The organism is Streptomyces sp. NPDC058239, assembly GCF_042882185.1.
Lineage (GTDB): Bacteria > Actinomycetota > Actinomycetes > Streptomycetales > Streptomycetaceae > Streptomyces.
On record NZ_JBHVWS010000013.1, the window covers coordinates 118,533 to 137,309 of the forward strand.

General features: G+C 67.3%; 20 protein-coding genes and 1 pseudogene. 15 read left to right on the plus strand and 6 right to left on the minus strand.

Features of this window, described 5'->3' with window-relative positions:
• The first annotated feature begins 51 nt into the window (after window positions 1–51).
• The 6 genes from ACFVYE_RS17340 (at window position 52) to ACFVYE_RS17365 (ending at window position 5,048) form a co-directional block, all read left to right on the plus strand.
• Window positions 52–282 (plus strand): hypothetical protein, encoded by a 231-nt coding sequence (locus ACFVYE_RS17340; protein ID WP_389606169.1) that lies wholly within the window; start codon window positions 52–54, stop codon window positions 280–282.
• The gene (locus ACFVYE_RS17345) at window positions 282–887 is read left to right on the plus strand and encodes a pilus assembly protein TadG-related protein (protein ID WP_389606171.1); all 606 of its coding nucleotides are present in this window, start codon (window positions 282–284) and stop codon (window positions 885–887) included. The genes ACFVYE_RS17340 and ACFVYE_RS17345 overlap by 1 nt, the downstream gene beginning before the upstream one ends.
• A 31-nt stretch (window positions 888–918) precedes the next feature.
• A complete protein-coding gene (locus ACFVYE_RS17350) occupies window positions 919–1,530 on the plus strand; it encodes a hypothetical protein (protein WP_389606173.1) in 612 nt (203 codons plus the stop codon).
• Window positions 1,531–1,538: 8 nt separating this feature from the next.
• Complete coding sequence (locus tag ACFVYE_RS17355) at window positions 1,539–2,189, plus strand: OmpA family protein (protein WP_389606175.1); 651 nt, start codon at window positions 1,539–1,541, stop codon at window positions 2,187–2,189.
• A gap of 129 nt (window positions 2,190–2,318) precedes the next feature.
• On the plus strand, window positions 2,319–4,118 hold the full coding sequence (locus ACFVYE_RS17360) for a protein kinase (protein WP_389606177.1): 1,800 nt from the start codon (window positions 2,319–2,321) through the stop codon (window positions 4,116–4,118).
• 108 nt (window positions 4,119–4,226) lie between these two features.
• Window positions 4,227–5,048, plus strand: coding sequence for an APH(3'') family aminoglycoside O-phosphotransferase (locus tag ACFVYE_RS17365; protein ID WP_389606179.1), 822 nt, complete (start codon window positions 4,227–4,229; stop codon window positions 5,046–5,048).
• A gap of 14 nt (window positions 5,049–5,062) precedes the next feature.
• On the opposite strand, the pseudogene ACFVYE_RS17370 reads toward ACFVYE_RS17365, so the two are convergent.
• The 3 genes and pseudogenes from ACFVYE_RS17370 to ACFVYE_RS17380 all read right to left on the minus strand — a co-directional run.
• A pseudogene (locus tag ACFVYE_RS17370) lies at window positions 5,063–5,341 on the minus strand (IS5/IS1182 family transposase); the annotation flags it as partial.
• A gap of 137 nt (window positions 5,342–5,478) precedes the next feature.
• Window positions 5,479–5,670 carry a hypothetical protein gene (locus tag ACFVYE_RS17375; RefSeq protein ID WP_383970192.1) on the minus strand — a complete coding sequence of 64 codons (192 nt, stop codon included), beginning with the start codon at window positions 5,668–5,670 and terminating at the stop codon, window positions 5,479–5,481.
• Between the two features lie 11 nt (window positions 5,671–5,681).
• Entirely contained in the window at window positions 5,682–6,533 is an 852-nt protein-coding gene (locus tag ACFVYE_RS17380; protein WP_383970190.1) for a helix-turn-helix domain-containing protein, read from the minus strand.
• A 318-nt stretch (window positions 6,534–6,851) separates the two neighbouring features.
• Here ACFVYE_RS17380 and ACFVYE_RS17385 point away from each other — a divergent pair, with 318 nt between their 5' ends.
• Window positions 6,852–7,391, plus strand: a complete 540-nt coding sequence (locus ACFVYE_RS17385; RefSeq protein WP_389606181.1) for an ATP-binding protein — start codon at window positions 6,852–6,854, stop codon at window positions 7,389–7,391.
• 245 nt (window positions 7,392–7,636) lie between these two features.
• Window positions 7,637–8,422, plus strand: a complete 786-nt coding sequence (locus ACFVYE_RS17390; RefSeq protein WP_389606183.1) for a hypothetical protein — start codon at window positions 7,637–7,639, stop codon at window positions 8,420–8,422.
• A 350-nt stretch (window positions 8,423–8,772) separates the two neighbouring features.
• On the opposite strand, the gene ACFVYE_RS17395 is transcribed toward ACFVYE_RS17390, so the two are convergent.
• Both ACFVYE_RS17395 and ACFVYE_RS17400 read right to left on the minus strand, forming a co-directional pair.
• Window positions 8,773–9,345, minus strand: coding sequence for a dihydrofolate reductase family protein (locus tag ACFVYE_RS17395; protein ID WP_383970181.1), 573 nt, complete (start codon window positions 9,343–9,345; stop codon window positions 8,773–8,775).
• A 361-nt stretch (window positions 9,346–9,706) separates the two neighbouring features.
• Window positions 9,707–10,429 carry a DUF6333 family protein gene (locus ACFVYE_RS17400; RefSeq protein WP_383970178.1) on the minus strand — a complete coding sequence of 241 codons (723 nt, stop codon included), beginning with the start codon at window positions 10,427–10,429 and terminating at the stop codon, window positions 9,707–9,709.
• An 872-nt stretch (window positions 10,430–11,301) separates the two neighbouring features.
• Here ACFVYE_RS17400 and ACFVYE_RS17405 point away from each other — a divergent pair.
• From ACFVYE_RS17405 to ACFVYE_RS17425, 5 genes are all read left to right on the plus strand, one after another.
• Complete coding sequence (locus ACFVYE_RS17405) at window positions 11,302–11,907, plus strand: hypothetical protein (protein WP_389606185.1); 606 nt, start codon at window positions 11,302–11,304, stop codon at window positions 11,905–11,907.
• 62 nt (window positions 11,908–11,969) lie between these two features.
• Window positions 11,970–12,095, plus strand: coding sequence for a hypothetical protein (locus tag ACFVYE_RS17410; protein ID WP_389606187.1), 126 nt, complete (start codon window positions 11,970–11,972; stop codon window positions 12,093–12,095).
• A gap of 302 nt (window positions 12,096–12,397) precedes the next feature.
• Window positions 12,398–12,598, plus strand: coding sequence for a DUF2795 domain-containing protein (locus ACFVYE_RS17415; protein ID WP_389606219.1), 201 nt, complete (start codon window positions 12,398–12,400; stop codon window positions 12,596–12,598).
• A 63-nt stretch (window positions 12,599–12,661) separates the two neighbouring features.
• The gene (locus ACFVYE_RS17420; RefSeq protein ID WP_383970169.1) at window positions 12,662–13,531 is read left to right on the plus strand and encodes an LLM class F420-dependent oxidoreductase; all 870 of its coding nucleotides are present in this window, start codon (window positions 12,662–12,664) and stop codon (window positions 13,529–13,531) included.
• A 164-nt stretch (window positions 13,532–13,695) separates the two neighbouring features.
• On the plus strand, window positions 13,696–14,820 hold the full coding sequence (locus ACFVYE_RS17425) for a PP2C family protein-serine/threonine phosphatase (protein WP_389606189.1): 1,125 nt from the start codon (window positions 13,696–13,698) through the stop codon (window positions 14,818–14,820).
• Window positions 14,821–14,859: 39 nt separating this feature from the next.
• Here ACFVYE_RS17425 and ACFVYE_RS17430 read toward each other — a convergent pair whose 3' ends face one another.
• Window positions 14,860–15,363, minus strand: coding sequence for a DinB family protein (locus ACFVYE_RS17430; protein ID WP_383970163.1), 504 nt, complete (start codon window positions 15,361–15,363; stop codon window positions 14,860–14,862).
• A 222-nt stretch (window positions 15,364–15,585) separates the two neighbouring features.
• Here ACFVYE_RS17430 and ACFVYE_RS17435 point away from each other — a divergent pair, with 222 nt between their 5' ends.
• Entirely contained in the window at window positions 15,586–16,179 is a 594-nt protein-coding gene (locus ACFVYE_RS17435; RefSeq protein WP_383970160.1) for a hypothetical protein, read from the plus strand.
• A 218-nt stretch (window positions 16,180–16,397) separates the two neighbouring features.
• Window positions 16,398–18,746, plus strand: coding sequence for a Tox-REase-5 domain-containing protein (locus tag ACFVYE_RS17440; protein WP_383970158.1), 2,349 nt, complete (start codon window positions 16,398–16,400; stop codon window positions 18,744–18,746).
• Window positions 18,747–18,777: the final 31 nt, after the last annotated feature.

The following is an 18,777-nucleotide window of genomic DNA, read 5'->3' on the forward strand; positions in this document are numbered from 1 at the left end:
AAACGTGCGAGTCGGCCGGCTACCGGTCGGCCGAACCCGGAGGGGAACACCATGTCGGACATCACCCTGAAGACCGCCGTACGCGTCAACGGCTGGGCCAACACCGCGGTCAGCGCGATCCAGAAGCGTTACGCGGCCAAGGACCGCGGTCAGACGGCGTTCGAGTACCTGGGCATCATCCTGGTGGTCGTGGCGATCATCGGTGCGATCGTGGCCACGGGTATCGGTGGCGCGATCAGCCAGAAGATCCGGGGCCTGGTGGACAGCATCACCACTCAGTGATGATTGGTCGTTCGCGCAACGATGCAGGGCAGGCCTTCCCCATCTATGTAGTGATGGTGGCGGGCCTGCTCTTCCTCGTGTTCGCATTCTTTGCTGTCGGCAAGGCCGCGGCCCTGCGTAATGGATCCCAGGGTGCGGCGGACGCTGCCGCGCTGGCTGCCGCTCAACAGACTCGTGAGGACTTTGAGGCCCCGTTCCTCGCGTCGCTCCCCGGGAACATGCTGGAGCAGTTCCTTCAGGCTCACGCGGTTACCGGGTGCCCTGCGGCTCAGGCGCTTGCCGCAGAGAATCAGGCTGACGTCACCGACTGCCAGCCGATACCTGGCGGCTATCGAGACCGGATTAAGGTCGAGGTCGAGGGCCGTAAACCGGTGGACTCGTCGGTGATTCCCGGTACGGAGAAGACGTTCGCGAAGGCTGAGGCCACTGCCATAGTCGAGTTCCGCTGCACCTGGAAGTCCGTGGACTTCAACGATGACGGTGTCCAGGACTTGTACATCTTCACGTGCGGGGACGCCGGGATGGTCGAAATCGCGCCGGGCAGTCCTCCGCCCTGGTCCCAGGTGAGCAAGATTCTCTACGACGTGCATCTGGTCGACAATTGACAGCGAACGACGAGTAAAGGAATAAGAACCCATGAGCATTCGGCGCTCCACCAAGTCCCGAAGGGCAGTGGCAGCCGTCTCGCTGACGGCGGCCCTGGCCCTGGCCATCACCGGCTGCGGCACTGATGGTGGCGGAAAGACGAACGACGCCGGTTCGTCGCCGTCCTCCGCGCCGTCCAAGTCCTCAGATGGGGACAAGGGGGCGGAGCAGGAAGACACTGCTGCCGGGGACAACGTGGACCCGAATGTGAAACTCGCCGAGGTCAAGGGAGATGGGCTGACGCTCGTCATCAATCAGGTCAAGCGTGACTCTGGAGGGTTCGTCACCGTTCAGGGACAGATCAAGAACGACAGTGGCGAGACCCGCAATACCAGTACGTGGGCGGGCACGGAGAGCACGATCTCCTCCAAGAACCCGAACTCTGTTGCTGGCGCCACGCTGGTGGATAAGTCAGGGAAGAAGCGTTACTACGTGCTGCGTGACACGGAGTATCGATGCCTTTGCACCACAAGCATCCCGCCGCTGCTGGCTGGCAAGACGATTCCAGTCTTCATGCAGTTCCCCGCGCCTCCGAGTACGACGACCGAGGTTGACTTCACCCTGCCGTCGTTCGCGACGGCTTCCCTGAAGATCTCAGGGTGACGGCTGACATGACCTACAACCGAACTAGGCTGAAGCCGATCAGTGCCGCCGGACTTACTGTTGCGGCAGCCATGGTGGTGGCGAGCGCCACGTTGTTCGGAGCGTCGTCGGCGCTCGCCGACGACGGCCCCAGCGTGCCCCCCGGCACCGAGGCGACGTCAGTGCCCCCCGTCAAGCTCGACCCCAACGACCCTGATCTGAAAATGCCCGAAGGCGGCACGCTCGCCCCCGCCAAGGTCCTTGACATCGTCCAGGTGATCGAGGACGAGGGCGGCGAAGAGCGTCGCGAGGACAGCAACGCGAACATCAAGTTCGCGCTCCAGGCCGAAGTCCTCTTCGGCAAGGACAGCGCCAAGCTGAGCTCCGCCGCAAACTCCCGTATCGCGGCCATCGCCGCCGAGATCAAGAAGCAGAACGCCACCAAGGTGCGCGTCTTCGGCTTCACCGACAACCTCGGCTCCTCCGCCCATGGTGATGTGCTGTCCAAGCAGCGCGCCAACGCCGTGCAATCGGTGCTGGTCAAGGAGCTGGGCTCGACCGTCAGCTTCGACATCCGCGGTTACGGCGAGCAGTACCCGATCGCCGACAACAGCTCGGAAGAGGGCCGCAAGAAGAACCGCCGGGTGGAGGTCTCCTTCCCGCGCGGCACCTCTTCCTGAGGCACCCGCACACACAAGGGCCCGGCCCCGCGAGCGCGTCGCGGGGTCGGGCCCTTGCTGTTGCAGCAGGTGGTCGGCCCTGTCGGACGATCTCCACGGTGTGCGTGAAGCGCCATTAGAGTAATGGTCATGGGGCAGCAAGGTGAGCTGGTCGATGGCCGATTCCGACTGATCAGGGCCATTGGGAAGGGCGGTATGGGCCGCGTCTGGCTCGCTCACGACGAGGAACTGGACCGGAACGTCGCCCTCAAGGAGATCCTCTACGGGTTCGCCGTCGGTGAGGAGGAGCGAAGCCGTCAGGTGCAGCGCTTTCGGCGGGAAGCCAGGGCGCTGGCCCGTCTCAGTCAGCATCCCGGCATCGTCACCGTGTTTGACATCCTTTCGCGGATCGATCCGCCCGTGATCGTCATGGAGCACGTGGAGGGGCCGTCCCTCAAGGAGCTGCTCGACGATGAAGGGCCGCTGCCGGTACGCCGGGTGGCGGAGATCGGACTGGCCGTACTGGCGGCGCTGACAGAGGCTCATCGAGCCAAGGTCGTGCATCGAGATCTGAAGCCGGCCAACATCCTGCTCTCCGGCCAGAGAGTGTTCATTGCAGACTTCGGGATCGCGCTCATGGCTGACGCAACAGCCATGACCGGGGACGGGGGCGCTCCCGTGACCCTGCAATACGCCTCCCCGGAACAGCTTCAGCACGCCCGTGGTGACGCGGCCTCCGATCTCTGGTCGCTCGGCGCGACGTTGTACGAGATGGTCGAAGGGCGGCCTCCGTTCCAAGGAGACACCTACGCCACATTGATTGCGGCGATCTGTGGCAGGGAGCCCCGGCCGATGCAGAGCGCAGGTGATCTCTCGCCCGTCCTTCTGCGTCTGCTCGTCAAAGATCCTGCTGGGCGAGCAACGGCTGAAGAGGTCACCGAGGCACTTACCGCGATTGTCGGCAGCCCTGCGGTCGATGTTGCGGAACCCCCTGGTGCACCGACACCACCACCACCTTCGCAGGTGCCTTTCGATCAGCTGACGACACGTACAGGTCACGTAGCGGCGGGCCGGGTAGGGCCGCCTCGCATCGGCGTGCCCGACATCGAGGTGCCGGCCGTACCCCGCGATCCGGGGCACGCCGAGCCTGCCCCGGCAGGCCACCGCGGTCAGGCCATGGCGACAGAAGCAGACAAGGCCGGTACCGCCGTGCCACCCCCGGCCGCTCACGCCACAGGGCCCGGAGAACCTGTCGCTGCAGCCCGGACTCCTCCGGTGCTGATTCAGGGGCTGCCGGTGAGTGAACTGGTACCTGCGCTGCTGGATCTCTGGAATTCAGGGAACAGGGACAGTGTGCATCGATCTCTTGTCCATGCGGCGAAGATGCTCTCGGCGATGGATGTGATGGAGGCGGCGCAGGGTTTGCGTGCAGGTGAACGTCCCGCAATGGCACTGGACTTGCTTCGCTATGCCGGCCGACATCAGTCCCCCGCAGGCCTTGCTCGACTCGCAACGGCTCTCCGCTTCGCGGAACGCGATGTGGACGCGGACGTGGTTCTGGGCGCTGCGGGCAGCGGCCGGCCGGTCGGAGAGCTGTCACTCGTTCTTTCCGCGCTCCGGTCCCGGGTCGAACCGGGACCCCGGAGGCACGGGGCGCATCCTGACCGCGATGCGGACCTGATAATGAGAGCGATGTCCGCGCGAGAGAGTCCTCCCGGGGGCACACGCGTGAGGAAGCCGGACGGTGAGCGCTCTGGATACTGGTTCACAGTGCCCGAGTCCCGGCAGCTTGTTGCGGAGGACTTGTCTCCGCGGGTGGTGGCCGATCTGTTGCCGGGGACTTGGTATCTCGCGGTGGGGCAGCGTGGGCAGGCCCTGATTGCGCAGGTGGCCGATGGCCGGCGTGGCCTCCTGTGGGACACGACTCGTATCCAACGCAGCCCCAACTGACCTGGGCCGTTTCGTTCGGATCACGTTCCTGCCGCACGCCGGGTCGTGGCAGGGGCGGGGATGCTACGGCCTCGAGCTGGGAATGCCGAGCTGGCTAGGGTTGCCGCTATGAGCGACCACTCCGGACCTCAGGCTGTATCGTCGGCGCTGCTCGGCATGGGTGGCGGTGAGTGGCTGCCTGTCACCGCGGGCGAGTCGGGGGCTTTTGTCTTTCGCAGTGCGGGTGCCACTCGGTATGCCAAGTGCGTACCCGCTGCGGATGCAGCCGACCTGACGGCCGAGCGTGACCGGATCGCATGGCTGAGCGGTCAGGGCGTACCGGGCCCCCGGGTGCTCGACTGGTACTCCGGTGATGCGGGTGCCTGCTTGGTGACCAGTGCCGTCTCCGGCATACCTGCTGATCAGGTGCCCGCTGAGGACCTGCGAGTCTCCTGGGAACGCATCGCGGACGCGGTCCGTCGGCTGCACGAGGTGCCCGTGTCAGAGTGCCCATTCCGCCGGAGCCTGGACGCTATGGTCGCCGTGGCACGCGACGTCGTGGCCCGGGACGCCGTGAACCTGGAGTTCCTCCCTGTAGAGCAGCAGCACACGCCCCCCACGGAGCTGCTGACCCGCCTCACTCGGCAGATTCCTCGGCGACGGGATCAGGAGGTCGCCGACACAGTCGTCTGCCACGGGGATCTGTGCCTGCCCAACATTTTGCTCGATCCTCAGACCCTGGACGTGTCCGGCTTCATCGACCTGGGCCGCCTCGGGCTGGCCGACCGTTACGCCGACCTGGCACTGCTGTTCGCCAATGCGCGAGAGACGTGGACGGACGAGGAGCAGGCACGGGCCGCGGATGTGGCGTTTGCCGAGAGGTACGGCATCGCCCTGGACTACGACCGCCTGTGCTTCTACCTTCATCTCGACCCGCTGACCTGGGGCTGATCGGTTCGTAAGAATCACCGGGCGGACCAGAGGAAGATGCCTGCGATGTGGAGTCCGGCCAGGCAGATGGTCGCGGTCTTCTCGTAGCGGGTCGCAATGCCGCGCCACTGTTTCAGGCGGCTGATGCATCGCTCGACAGTATTGCGCTGCTTGTAGCTCTCGCGGTCGAAGGCCGGTGGCGGGCCTCCCCGGCTCCCGCGACGCAGTCGATGACCGCGCTGGTCCGCCGGGACGGGGATCACCGCTCGGATGCCGCGCTTGTCGGCCACCTCGCTTCGGCGTGCGGTCCGGGAGCAACGGCCCGATCCGCGCCCATTGCGCGTCAGTCAACGGCACACTCGGACCAACGAGCGGCTGATCGCGGATCAGGGGAGGCTGAGCAAGCAACGGCCCGGCACCGCGCGCATGTTGTGGTGCCGGGCCGCTGTGGTTACAGCAGGTGGTCGGCCTTACCGGCCTTGATGTCACGGATCATCTGCTGAAGCGCTTCGCGGCTGTCGGTGAGGAAGTGCTCCTCCGCGCCGGTGACCGCGATGTAGCTGTTGCCCTGTTCATCAGTTCCGATCCGGAAGCAGGAGTTACCTTCTCCGCAGAATGAGTCTTCCCAGTTGACGTCCGACATCGGTCATCTCCTCAGAGTTGGCGTGCGATGTTGTGGATGAAGTCCCGCGACTTGTCCGGCGACAGCGCGATCCTTTCCATCCAGTCCAAGTGGGCGCGGTACTTGACCAGTTGAATGTCCGTGTGGACGAAGAGGGGTCCGTGTGAGTTGTCGATCTGCACGGTGTCGAGCTGAGGCACCGGTCCTTCTGCGTACAGGACGGTCTGCCCGGCGCCGGGGAAAGCTCCTGCCTCGAAAGGGATGACCAGAAGCGTCACATTCGCCTGCTCGGACTTCTGCAGCAAGCGATCCAGCTGGGCGCGCGCCACGGCACGGCCGCCGAACTGCATTCGTAGTGCCGCCTCGTGGACGATTCCTGTGTAAGACGGCGGCGTATCCCCGTCCAGAACCCCTTGGCGTTCCACGCGATGTGCAAGTCGCAGCGCGACCTCCCGTTCCGGCAGCTGGGGGATCACCACCCGGAAGAGGGCCAGGGCGTGATCCGAGGTCTGGAGGAGGCCCGGGATGTGCATCGAGTACGCAGCTCGCATGCGGAGCGCGTGCGCCTCCAGTTCGGCGATGTCGAGCAGACCTTGAGGCAGAGTGCCTCGATATCTCTCCCACCAGCCACGTCCGCGTGGTTGCGCCATCTCGACGAGCGCGTCGATGTACTTCTCGTCCGTGCAGTCGCAGTTGCAGGCCAGTGTGCGTAGGCGGTCCGGGCTGATGGGGCGTGCGCCGGCCTCGATGTTCGAGATCTTGCCACGGTCCACGCCGAGCAGGCCGGCCGCGAACTCGGCGGAGACGTCGGCCGATGTGCGCATCCTCCGCAGCTCGGCACCGAGCCGCTTCTGACGTTCGGTGGGAGACGTCCTTGCTGCCATGCCGTTCCTTTCCGCATGCGGTCACCGGCAGTCTGCCGCGTGCGCGTGCGACGCGGCCACGAAAGGGTTCATTCGCCAGAATGGGAGGGTTATTTTGCCCTCCCGAAGCTACATTGGGTCACGCACGCTCACACAGCGACGACGAGCCGGAAGTGCATCGCGCGGTCCTGCCCGCAACCTCCTGCCCTGGGAGGGGCAGGCCCGCGCCGGGGAGACAGGCCACTGCTCGTCCACAACACAACTGTGTGAGCCACCTGTGCGCACCCACGCGAAAGAGAGACGCCGCCAACTCACCACCCGTACAAGGGGAGTCAGTCCATGCACTCATCTCCACTCGCCGCACTCTGCCCGGCCGCCGCCGAGACGCGTACGCCGTTCCCGTATCCGCACCCCGGCAGCCCGCATCCCCACCCGCAGCAGTACCCCCAGCCCTACCTGCGCTCCAAGGGTCGCTCCGCGCGCGGGCTCACGCTGAGTTTCACCCTCCCCGGCGATATCCGCAGCGCGCTCATCGGCCGTACCGCGATCGGCGCCGCTCTGAAAGCGCACGCGCTCGCCCCGTACATCTGGCCGACCACACTCGCGGCGGCCGAACTCATCGCAGTCACCGCCAGAATGAGCCCGGGCAAGGAGCTCTACGTATCCCTGCGCCACCGCGACGACGCGCTCCGCCTCCTCGTCTGGGACCAGCACCCCCACCACCCCGAACCGGACGTGGCCACGCTCTGCGAGACGCGGCGTCGGCAGGCGCTCTGGCTGCTGGCGGCTGTTGTGGACGACTGGGGCGGGGAGTGGGGTGCCTGCGAGGCCAACCCGCCGCAGCGAGGCATCAAGTCGTGGGTTCAGCTGCCTCGTTGAGGCTTGCGGCAATGGTCTCGACGCTTGGCCGGGCTCGGTTTCTGCCGTACGGGGTCAGGGTCGTCAGGGTCGTCGACAGGTGCCCGGCATACCGCGTCAGCGCGTCAGGTATGCGTTCTGCTTCGCACCAACTGCGGCCGGGCTTCTGAGTCATCGCGTGAGTGGAGATCGGCTTGCCCGGCACCATGCCGGGGAAGAGCAGGCGGGGACCCGAATGCGTCCGTGAAAAGCTGAGGCCGTGGTCGGTGCTCTTCGGAGAGCTGCCGCAGCAGTTCGGCCAGCCGTGGGGGCAGCAGGACGGCATCGAGAAGACCGGGGATTGGGTGGGTGACAAGGCCTCGGACATCGGGGACGGTATCGCCGACGGGGCGAAGAAGCCGGGTAGCGCCCTCAACCCGTTCGACCAGCGAGGGAAAGACATGCACACGACCATCAGCTCGTTCACGCTCGCGTACTGGAAGGAGAAACAGCCCGCCGGGCGCACGAAGGTCGGCTGGCAGGGCACTTCTCCGGAGTTCGGCGACATCCGGGTGGCGTACCCGGCGGGCCGCGACATGCCGAACGTGATTGTCACGGATGTGCGCGGTGGACTGATACCCACGGCCACGTTCGAGACGCGCGGTGCGCACACGGACGTCGTGTCGATGCCGACCCTTAACCGCGCGACGCTCCGGGTGGGCGACGGGCTCGTGCGGATGAGCCGGAACCGGTGGGCGCCGACGCACCGGGGGCGCTCCCTGCACATGACGTATCTGGGCGACGCATACAGACTCACGGCGATCAACCGCCGGGCGTACGAGCTGTCCCGGCAGCCGGACGACGAAGACCCCGGTGCCGTCATCACGGTGCGGCAGTCGGGCCTCGGAAGCGGCAAGAAGGTAACTGTGCAGGCGGTGGGCCGGGTCCTGGCCGCCGACATCTCCCTCGCGGCTCTCTTCTCCGGAGTCGACCGGTCCGTGCTCACGCGGCGCGGCGCTGTACGGGCGGGCTTTTCGAGAATCTTCAGCTTCTGGGCCGAGTCCCAGTACTGAGCGACTACCAAGTGAGTGTGTATGCCTTCGTTCGGCATTTCCCGCCCCCGCTTCCGGTTGGCAGAAGAGCAAGTGATCGTGTTCTCCGAGCCGGCGGCAGGGGGCGAGGTGCCCGACGAGCACGGCGGCCCGGAAGGAACTGCTGGACTGCGCTCTGATCGAGGAGGACGGGAAGCTGTCCTCCCTACTGCTGCCACTGATGAAGACGGTCCTCACCTCTGGGGTGGTCATCTCGTTGGAGGCTGCCGGGCGGCAGGGCAAGCTGCACCACGGCATGCTCATCGGTGAGGAGCACGTCGTCGTGCACGAGGCACCAAGGCGTGGGTGTTGCTGATCCGTTGACCGCGGCGTCAGTGGATGACGTCGAAGACGTTCTTCTGCAGGCCGTTGGAGTACGCCTCGTGCTCGACGAGCTTCAGCTTCTGGGTGTCCTTGTCCGTGTCGCTGAACAGACGCTTGCCCGCACCGAGCAGCAGCGGGAAAACGAGCAGGTGGTAGCGGTCGATCAGGCCGGCGTCCGAGAGGTTCCGGTTGAGGGTGGCGCTGCCGTGGATGATGATCGGTCCGCCCTCGGTCTCCTTCAGTGCGGCGATCTCGTCGAGTGAGCGCAGGATCGTGGTCTCGCCCCAGTTCGGGACCAGGTCGTCCTCGGTGAGGGTGGTGGAGACGACGTACTTCGGCATCGCCTTGTAGTCGACGAAGTCCTCCATGTCCGGCCAGACCGGGCTGAACGCCTCGTAGCTGACCCGGCCCATCATCATCGCGGCGGCTTCCTGCTGCTCACGGCCCTTGATTTCGAATGCCTCCGGGACGAACTCCATGTCCTTGAAGGTCCACCCCGAGTTCCGGTAACCGGGCTCCCCGCCCGGGGCCTCCACTACGCCGTCGAGCGAGACGAAGGCGGTGCTGATCAGGGTGCGCATCTGAGGTCTCCCAATGTCACTGGCTGGTTCGCAGAAAGTCCGGTCGGTGCCGCTTCAGTCGGCTTCGCGGCTGCGCTGCACCAACTATTACTGACTGACTGCGGATCGCGGAGAAACTCATCGGTCGTCGCCACTCATCCGGCGGCGTCGACCATCCGGATCGTCTCGGATCCCGGCGGAGAAGCGATCAGGGCCCCACCTCCTTGGGCCAGGGGGTGGGGCCGTTGATCATTCGTGCTGGTGCCTGCCCGGGCCGGCTGGTTCCGGTCCGGCGTCGAGTCGGACCATGGATCGGGGCCGGGTGTCAATCACGCCCTTGACGGATTCGGCGAGCCGTCAACACATGGCCCACACGGATAAGTCAGCCGCCGAGGAAGTACAGCTCCTCCATGGTGCGGGTGTACGACCGGGTGTGGCGGACGCGGAAGGCCGAGGTCTTCAGGTGGGTCCAGGGCCAGGGGTCGGCCTCGCCCAGGGCGAGGGAGACGAAGTCCGCCCATACGACCTCGCCGGGCTCGGCGTCGAGGTCGACGTCGATGTCCTCCAGCATCTGCGTGGCGACACCGAGGGCGGCGGCGACGGCGTGAGGGTCGCCGGACAGCTCCCAGGGTTCGTCGGTGGGCCAGCCGGAGGCGTGGAACATGGTGCCGTCCGGGAGCCAGACGATGTCCTCGGTGTGGTCCTCCCCGCAGTCGACCTCGACCCGGCCCACGATCCGCGCGTCGGGGAAGCGCTCGCGCAGTCTCTTCACCTCGTAGAACAGGGGGGTGTCGTTGCCGTTGTCGACCAGGGCCGGGTCGCTGATGGCCATCACATTGCCCCAGGCGCCGGCCTGGACCACATCGAGGTCGGCCCGCGTGGCGAGATAGAGCGATTCGCTCGCGGGGCGGAGTCCGAGCTCTTCCAGGACCGTATCGACAGTGGGAAAGGACTCGGCGAACTGGCGCGCCGTGGCAGGGGCGTTGGGTGGAAAGCTTCGGGCGGTGGCGGTGAAGGGCGGCTGGAGGACGGTGATGTCGTAGCGTGCTCCGCCGCCACGGACCATCCGGTCCGCCGGCGACGTCCAGAAGGTGACGTCGGTCATGCAGGACACCGTAGCGGCGACTTCCGGCGCCACTGCGGCGAGTTGAGCACACCCGGCATCAGCGAGGGCGGCGGTCCGGCGCGCTCGGCCGTTGGAGCGGGGGAGAGCGGCGAAGGAGTCGGGGAGGGAGCCGGAACTCGACCCCGAGTCCGTACCCGGTCCCGTCGCCCGCCGGCACCTCGGCGATCACCTCCTTGCGGCTCCGGGCAGCCGACCCTGTACGGGAGGGCTGCCGCCCACTCGCGCGGTGAGGCGACCTGCCGGCGGGAGCCCCTTTTCCCTTGCTGCTGCACACATGGTCATCAGATTCCTTGCCCTGCAAGTTCTCGTATGTCTATCCTCTGATTCGCGTTAGTGAATCGCCGTCTCGGGGTGGGGGAATGTGGCTTACTGATGGCGGTGGCGCCGTCCGGGGTGTGCTTCGACTGCTTGCGCTGCCGTGGCCGACGCATCCGGTTCGGCTGCCGACCGTTGCGCCGGTGCTCGGCGTCGGGCGGTACGGGTGCGGTGTGGCAACGGCGTCACTGCAGCTCCGGTGGACCGTGTGTATGCGAGCGAGTCGGGGCGGCCGCCGGTCGACGTGGGCGCCTGCCGGCAGTCGTACTGGTGACGGCTGCGGCCGCACACCGCACCGTGCAGAACTGTGCGCCCCGGAACTTTGCCGAGCAGGCCGCGAAATGGCGGATGCGCGAAGACAGCCCGCTCCGGCCGAGCGATAGCGAGACATCGGGGCCTGGACGTTGTCGGGTCCGGCGCGCTCCGGCCGGGGGTCCCGGTGCGGCGGACTTCGGTACCGCGGTCCCCGGGGGAATCGGGGAAGCCGCAACCCGGCAGCGGCAGAGGGCAATTCACACTTCCGTGAGGCGAGATGAATGAGTGACGGTTTCATCACCTGGTATCACCGAGGCTGGGGCTCCGTGCAGGCATCACCTCTGTTGCACAGCCTCGAAGGGCACGGCCTGGCGCTCGGCAACCCCTCCACGGGGTTGATCACTTCCAGCACCAACGGGCCGCTCTCCTGGGGTGAGCAGGCATCCGTGACACGCGAGGAACTCATTGCCGCTGCCGGCTTGTCAGCCATCAGCGAGGTCAATTTCCAGATCTGGCTGGATGGCGGTACCGACGTCTTCACGCGGATCCGTCGTCGGTGCAACAGTGATGTGGCTGTCCTCGAATTCGGACTCGACGGCATGGACAAAATGCAGCAGGCGCACGTCATTTACGTGGTCCTCTCGGAGATCCGCAAAAGTCGTGACGCGTGCATGGGGTTCATCGTCGACCATTCGGGTGCAACCGAGGACGAGGACTGGGATGCGATCGTTCTCGATGCCTCGCCGTGGCGCGAGAACTGGCCCGACGAGTTCGCTCTGCGCCAGGACGCCATGAGGAGACACCCGGAGTTGGCCGGACTCGATGGTCGGCAAGAATCTCCGCTCACCGTATTCGAAAGTCCTCGGCGGCGTTCATTGCGAGGCTGAGCCCAAAGACGCTCAGACCGCGCAGGGCCCTGAAAGGTGCCCGGTACCGCGAGCGCGTCGCGGTGCCAGGTGCCCGCAGAGCCGGAGCGGCGGACACCAACGGGTTCGTGACCCTCAGGACCGAGGGCTGGGACGCCGCGGGCAACCGCACCGTCCAGACCGTCACCCGGGACTACGCACTCAAGTAGCGAGACGCTCACGCCGGGCTGGACGCGGCGACTTGCGTGCTCGGCGCGAGCCCGTCGTTCGGCCCGTCCCTGTCCGAGGCGAGCAGCCAGAACCCGTATGCGTCGGTCGGGCGGCAGGAACGGCGCTGTATCGCGTGAGCCGCACACCTCGGCGACCCCGGCGGTATCCGTGGCGTACCCGTGCCGAGCGCGGGGTCCGCTCGGCCGGGCGTACCGAAATGCCGATGACTCCGACCGCGCGTAGCGTGACGAGTGGCTACATAGGGTAGTCGAATGGTTGGATTCGGAGGCTGAAAGCCTTGGTGGAAATCTATGAAGCGAACGGGTCGAACCTGCGGGCGGACCTCGAGCGGTTGAAGTTCCCGGCGACGAAGGAGCAACTCGTCTCCCACTTCACCGCGAACGGGCTCACGGAACGCGCCACGGTCGCGAGGAACCTGCCCGACCGCGAGTACGTGAGCGTCGACGCGGTGCAGAGCGAGTACGCCAAGCACGCGTCCTGAACAGTTCGGCCGGGGCGGCGACGCCGTCCCGGCCTGCTCTCCCTTGACCTGCGGAGGTCGGACGTGAATCTCGGCTTGCACTACTGGAACTACTCGACACCGGCCGACCCCGCGCTCATCGCGCCGACGCTCGCGGAGTCGGTGAGGATCGCCGAACAGGCGGGGATCTCGTCGTTCACCGTGATGGATCACTACTTCCAGATGGAGACCGGGCAGACCGTCGCCGACGACCCGATGTTGGAGGGGTACACCACGCTCGGCTACGTGGCGGCGGTGAGCGAGCGCATGACGCTCGGCCTGATGGTCACGGGTGTGATGTACCGGCACCCCGGGCTGCTGGCGAAGATCGTCACCAGCCTCGACGTGCTGTCGCGCGGCAGGGCCAGGCTGGGCATCGGCGCCTCCTGGTACGAGCGGGAGCAGTACGGGCTCGGAGTGCCGGTGGTCCCGGTTGCCGAGCGGTTCGAACGGCTGGAGGAGGCGATCCTGATCTGCCTGCAGATGTGGAGCGACGACAACGGCCCGTTCCGGGGCCGTCACTACCAGCTCGCCGAGACGCTGTGCGTGCCCGAGCCGATCGGCGAGCGCCCGCCGATCATGATCGGCGGCGGGGGCGAGAGGAAGACCCTGCTCCTGGCCGCCCGCTATGCGGATGCCTGCAATCTGTTCGCCACCGACCAGGAAGAAGTGGCCCACAAGCTCGATGTGCTGCGCGCCCACTGCGCAGCGGAGGACCGTGACTACGACGCCATCGCGAAGACCGTGATGTACAACGGCCCGGTGCTGGCCAGGCCGGATGCGTTTCTCGCGGACGCGGAGGCGTACGCGAGCCTGGGCATCAGCGAGATCCAGGTGCTGCCCGACCGGCACCCGGTCAGCTTCACCCACCAGGTCGCCGAGCACATCGCACCTGGCATTGCCGCGATGGGGTAGCCGGACAGGGAAGGACTCCGCCAGGAGTCCGGCGGGCGCCGTACGGAGTCCGGTGAGGTGCGGCGGCGGGCGCCCAGGAGCTACCGGTATGGGAAAATAAAGGTCATATGGGTGTGCGACGGTCGTGGGATCACCTCCTGGAGCCGCCACCAGGCCGTGGTCTGGTGGCGATCCCGTTCGTGCTGATTGCGACGATCACCGTGCTGGACATCTACACCGGGAGCAATGTCCAGCTGGGCCCGCTGCTGGTCATCGCGCCCGCTCTGACCGCCTCCCTCGCCGGGACACGGCTCACCGCTCTCGCCGGGGTCCTGGCAGTGGCGGCCCAAGTGTTCATCGCCGGTTTCCTCGGCGGAGTGACCACGCCCAACCGCATGGCGCAGATCATCGCGCTGACCGCGCTCTCCGCTCTGGTGGTCTTTTTGCGGTTCGTGCGGGAGCGGCGCGACCGGGCGCTGAGCCTCGCACGCTCTGTGGCGGAGACGGCTCAGCGGGTTCTGCTTCGGCCTCCACCACGCCGGATCGGGCCGTTGCAGGTGGCATGGCTGTACATGTCCGCGCAGGACGAGGCCGAGATCGGGGGTGATCTGTTTGCGTTCGCCCGTGCCACGCATGCCGCGACCCGGGTGGTCATCGGCGATGTCCGGGGCAACGGGCTGGCCGCCATCGGTGAGGCCTCGCTGGTGCTGGGGGCATTCCGGGAGGGCGCTCACCGGTATGCCACCCTGCCCGAGCTGGTAGCTGCCCTCGGAGACAGCGTCTCCCGGAATATGGAGGACGTATCGGACACCGAGCACGACGTCGGCGAGCACTTCATCACCTGCCTCGTCCTGGAGATCCCCGACGACGCCCTGTCGGCCGCCGTGATGATCAACTGCGGGCATCCCCCGCCTCTGCTGGTGCGCGATCAGCGGGTCACGGTCCTGTACGCCCGGCAGCCCCTGCCTCCGCTGGGCGTGTGCGAACCACGCGTCGAGGACGACCGCACCGACCCGTTCACGTTCGAATGCGGTGACATGCTCGTCCTCTGCACCGACGGTGTCATCGAAGCCCGCTCGCCGTCCGGTGCGTTCTACCCGCTTGCCGAACGGGTCGCCTCCTTCCCCACCACCAACCCCGATACTCTGCTGCACCACATCCACCGCGATCTGCTCACCCACATCGGCGGCCACCCCGCCGACGACGCCGCCCTCCTGGTCATCGAACGCACTCCTTCTCACCGGCCGTATCTCACGCCCCGTCCCACCGACGGCCACCACCGGTACCACCCCAGCGGAGCCGGCACGTAGATCCAGGTCGACGCCGTTGTGACTGAGCGGCTTGTCCGGCTAGACGCCGGTGGTGCCGTCGACGATCTCCCGGATCATGTCGAGGTGGCCGTTGTGCCGCGCGGTCTCCTCGATCAGGTGCAGCACGATCCAGCGGAGATCGGGATGCCGGCCGTCCCTGCGCGGGCGCTTCGCCGGCGTGTCCAGGTCGGTGGAGGCGACCAGTGCGCGATAGCGGGTGGTCCGTGCCTCGTACTCCGACAGCAGATCGGCGAGCGGAATGTCCACCGCGATGCGCATCTCGCGGTCGGGGTCCTCGTCCGTCCACGGCCCTTCGTCCTCGCCGCCGAGGAAGGCCACTTCGAACCAGTAGTACTCGACCCAGCTGAGGTGGTTGATCAGCCCGGAGACCGTCATCAGGGGGGAGTTGGGCAGCGGGGCGCGGCGGGCGTCGTCGGGCGAGATGCCCTCGCACTTTGCGCGTGCGGTGTCGCGGGCGTAGTCGAGGAAGGTGGCCAGCTGGGTGCGCTCGTCCCATGCGGGAGGCGAATCGGTGCGTGTCATCGGCGTACACGATCTGCGTTCTCCGGCCCCGTGTCCACCGCTTTGTTCCATTGGGGCCCGCACCTGGGTCCGTGGGCCCAAGCCCGGGCGGGCGGGGCTGATTACGCTCGTACCCGACCGAACCGTGAGCCACCTGACCAGGCGCCCGCCACGAGCGCCTGTCAGGCGTGCCCATGCGCACCTGGATCTGCTCGCTCCACCACTTCTTGGGGTGATGTGTCGATGAGTGACGGTTTCTTCTACTCGTACCACCTCGGCTGGAGCCGCCCGGATGCCGAGTCGCTCTTCGGCGATCTGGATGCGGCAGGACTGCGGCTCAGACACCCCGCCACGAGGCGGGTCACGCTCCTCGGCCCGGGGCCGGATCCGTGGGGCACCCCTTCATGGGTGACCAGGGAGCAGCTCGTGCTCCTGGCCGGCCTGCAGCGGCTCGACAGGGTCGACTTCCTGTTGTGGGTGAAGAGCGGAACCGACGTTCCCGCGCGCATCCGGCGGATGGGGGACGGAGTCGTCGCGCTCGAATTCGGATTCGGGCGGCTGACGCGGGACGAGCAGGAGGTGGCCGCACGGGCGATCAGGGAGGCGATAGGGCGGGCCTCCGTGCTCTGCATCGGCTTCGTGGTCGACCGGGAGGGCGCTTCCGCGGCGACCGACTGGAGCGGTGTCGTCATCAACGGCACGACCTTCTTCGACAGTTGGCCGGACACGCTCGCCGTGCGGCATGAAATCGCGGCGATGCAGCCGCAGTTGTCCGGTGTGGCGTCATTCGATCAGTCGCCGTGGATGCTGTTCGGGAGCGAGGTCCCCAGCCGGTAGCTGGGGCGGTTCCCCGGCCTCTCGGGTATCTGCAACTCCGGTTGGAATTCGCAACTTTGAGCCTCGCATTGGGCCCTGAGGCCCATGCCCGACGGGTACCGATGTGGTCGGATGCGTGGAGTGGCTGAACTGTGGCTGCACACCGGCAAGCTGGGGGACTCGTCGTGTCTGGCATAGGCGGATTTGCGGTTTCGGGCGGCGCCGGTGGGGGTGCTGCCGTGGCTCAGCAGGGCAGGCAGCCGTTGCCGCGCCCGCTGCAGGCGGTACTGATCCTCGTCCGGGTCCTCTTCGCGGCCGCGGTCCTGGGCGGTGCCGGTGTGCTGACGGTGGCGTCGGCGCTCAATGAGGTCGACGGCCAGCTGTTCGGCCTGCTGCTGTACGCGGCGCTGCCGAGCGTGACCGCATTCGTGCTCTCGCTGTATCTGCGGACCGGCGGCATCTGGATCTGGCGCGGTCTCCTGGCCGTACACGTCTGGCTCACCCTCGGCGCGCTGGCGACCCTCGGCGGGGACGGCGGCGGGCGAGGCGTGACGCAGCTGGTGATGCCCGTCGCCGTCGTCGTCCTGCTGTTCCGGCCGAGCTCGCGCGACTGGTTCGAGCTTCCCCTCGAACAGCGGTTGCCGCACCGGCCGTTCAGCATCGCGCGGATGATCAAATGGCGCCGCGACGACGACGGTCAGACCGCGATGGAATACCTGGGCATGGTCCTGGTGGTCGTGGCTCTCATCGGCGGACTCATCGCCACGGGGATCGGCGCCCAGCTGACCGGTGAGATGCGGAACGCGATCTGCCAGCTGACCGGGAGCGCGTGCCCTGCGCCCGGGGGCGATGTGGTGGCGGGGGACGGGAAGAACTCCGGGGGTACGGAATCCGGCGGGGCCGGTTCGGGCTCGGGCGGCGCGGCTGCGGCCGGGGGTACGGACTCGGGCGGGTCGGTTGCCACCGGTGGTACGGACTCCGGGGGCTCGGACTCCGGTGGGTCCGCCGCGGCAGGCGGCTCCAATGCGGCCGGCGGCTCCAACGCTGCGGGAGGCTCCGACGCCGCCGGTGGTTCCAATGCGGCGGGTGGTTCCGACGCCGCAGGCGGCTCCGGCTCCGGCAGCTCCGGCGGAGGCGACACCGCCACCCAGGTCGACGACGGCGGCGACGACGTGGACACCTCCGGGGAACCGGACGGTGGCGACGATGTGGACAACGGCGACAACGGCGGCGACGAGAAGCCCGGCGAGAGCTGCACCTCCGGCGTCGGCGCGTTCTTCTCCTGTGCCGCACACCAGACCGGTGGCTTCTTCGAGGGCCTGGTCGGCGACGGGCTGTGGGGCGACATCACCGGCACCTTCGACACGGTCATCCACCCCGTCAAGGCGTGGAACGGCCTGATGGACTACGGCAAGAGCCTCGGCGACAAGTGGAGCCAGGACTCCAAGGACGCCGGGGACAAGTGGTCCAAGGGCGACTACCTCGGTGCGGTCTGGGACTGGACCAAGGCGTCCGGCGGCACCGGGGTGAAGGTCCTGGACGACATGTTCATCGGCGACGACGTCCGCGACATGTGGAAGAGGGGCGACGAGGGCCAGGCGATCGGCACCGGCCTGTGGAACATCGGCTCGCTGTTCATCCCCGGCTACGGCGAGGCCAAGCTCGTCGGCAAGTTCGGAAAGCTGGGCAAGCTCGGGAAACTCGGCAAGCTCGGCGAAGTGGCCGAGAAGGCCTCGGAGGCCGCGTCCAAGGCGAAGAAGGCCGCCAAGGCGGGCGATGTCGCGGGCGCCGAGAAGGCCGCGAAGGAAGCACAGCAGCACGCCGACGACGCGGCCGAGCAGGCCGGCCTCAAGGGCTGCACAGTCGGCATGGGCGGCCACGTACGAGTCCCGTACGGCAGCGGTGGGGGCATGGGACTGCCCGGCTCGGGCACCGGCGTCATGGCCGCGGCCCGCACCTTTGTGCCCGTCGGGTTCCTCACCGGAAAGTGCGACGAGGTCGACCCGGAGAAGAAGGCGGCTGCCGACGAGGCCCAGAGGCTGGCCGACGAGGCGAAGAAGGCGGCTGACGCGGCCAAGCGGCGGCAGAACCTGGAGCGTGCTCAGAACGAACCGAAGCCGGCCTGGTACAAGGACCTGAAGGACCCGCCGGCCGGGGCCAAGGACGGCGGGGAAGGCAACTGGCAGGAAATCAAGCCGGGCGTCTGGAACTACCCGACCGAAATGGGTGCCCGTTATCAGGAGCAGATCTCCAAGGTGGGCCGCGGAAAGGAGTACCGGGTTCCGCTGGACAAGCTCACGGGGAAGCCGGTCGACTTCGACGGCTGGGACGCCTCGCGCGGTACGTACCTGGAGGCGAAGTACGGGTACAAGGGCAAGGACTTCTACAACGCCGAGACCGGGGAGCTCACCCCGAAGGTCGCGGACCGGTGGGCGGACCAGGCCGCCCGGCAAGTGGACGCGGCGCGTGGGAAGCCGGTCGAATGGCACCTGTCCGATCCGGACGTCGCGGAGGCGGCCAGGGAAATGTTCGAGTCCCGAGGCATCAACGTTAAGGTGGTTCACACGCCTGGTGATGTGACGGGCTGAGTACGGGCGGCCGAGGACCGGGCAGGCGGAA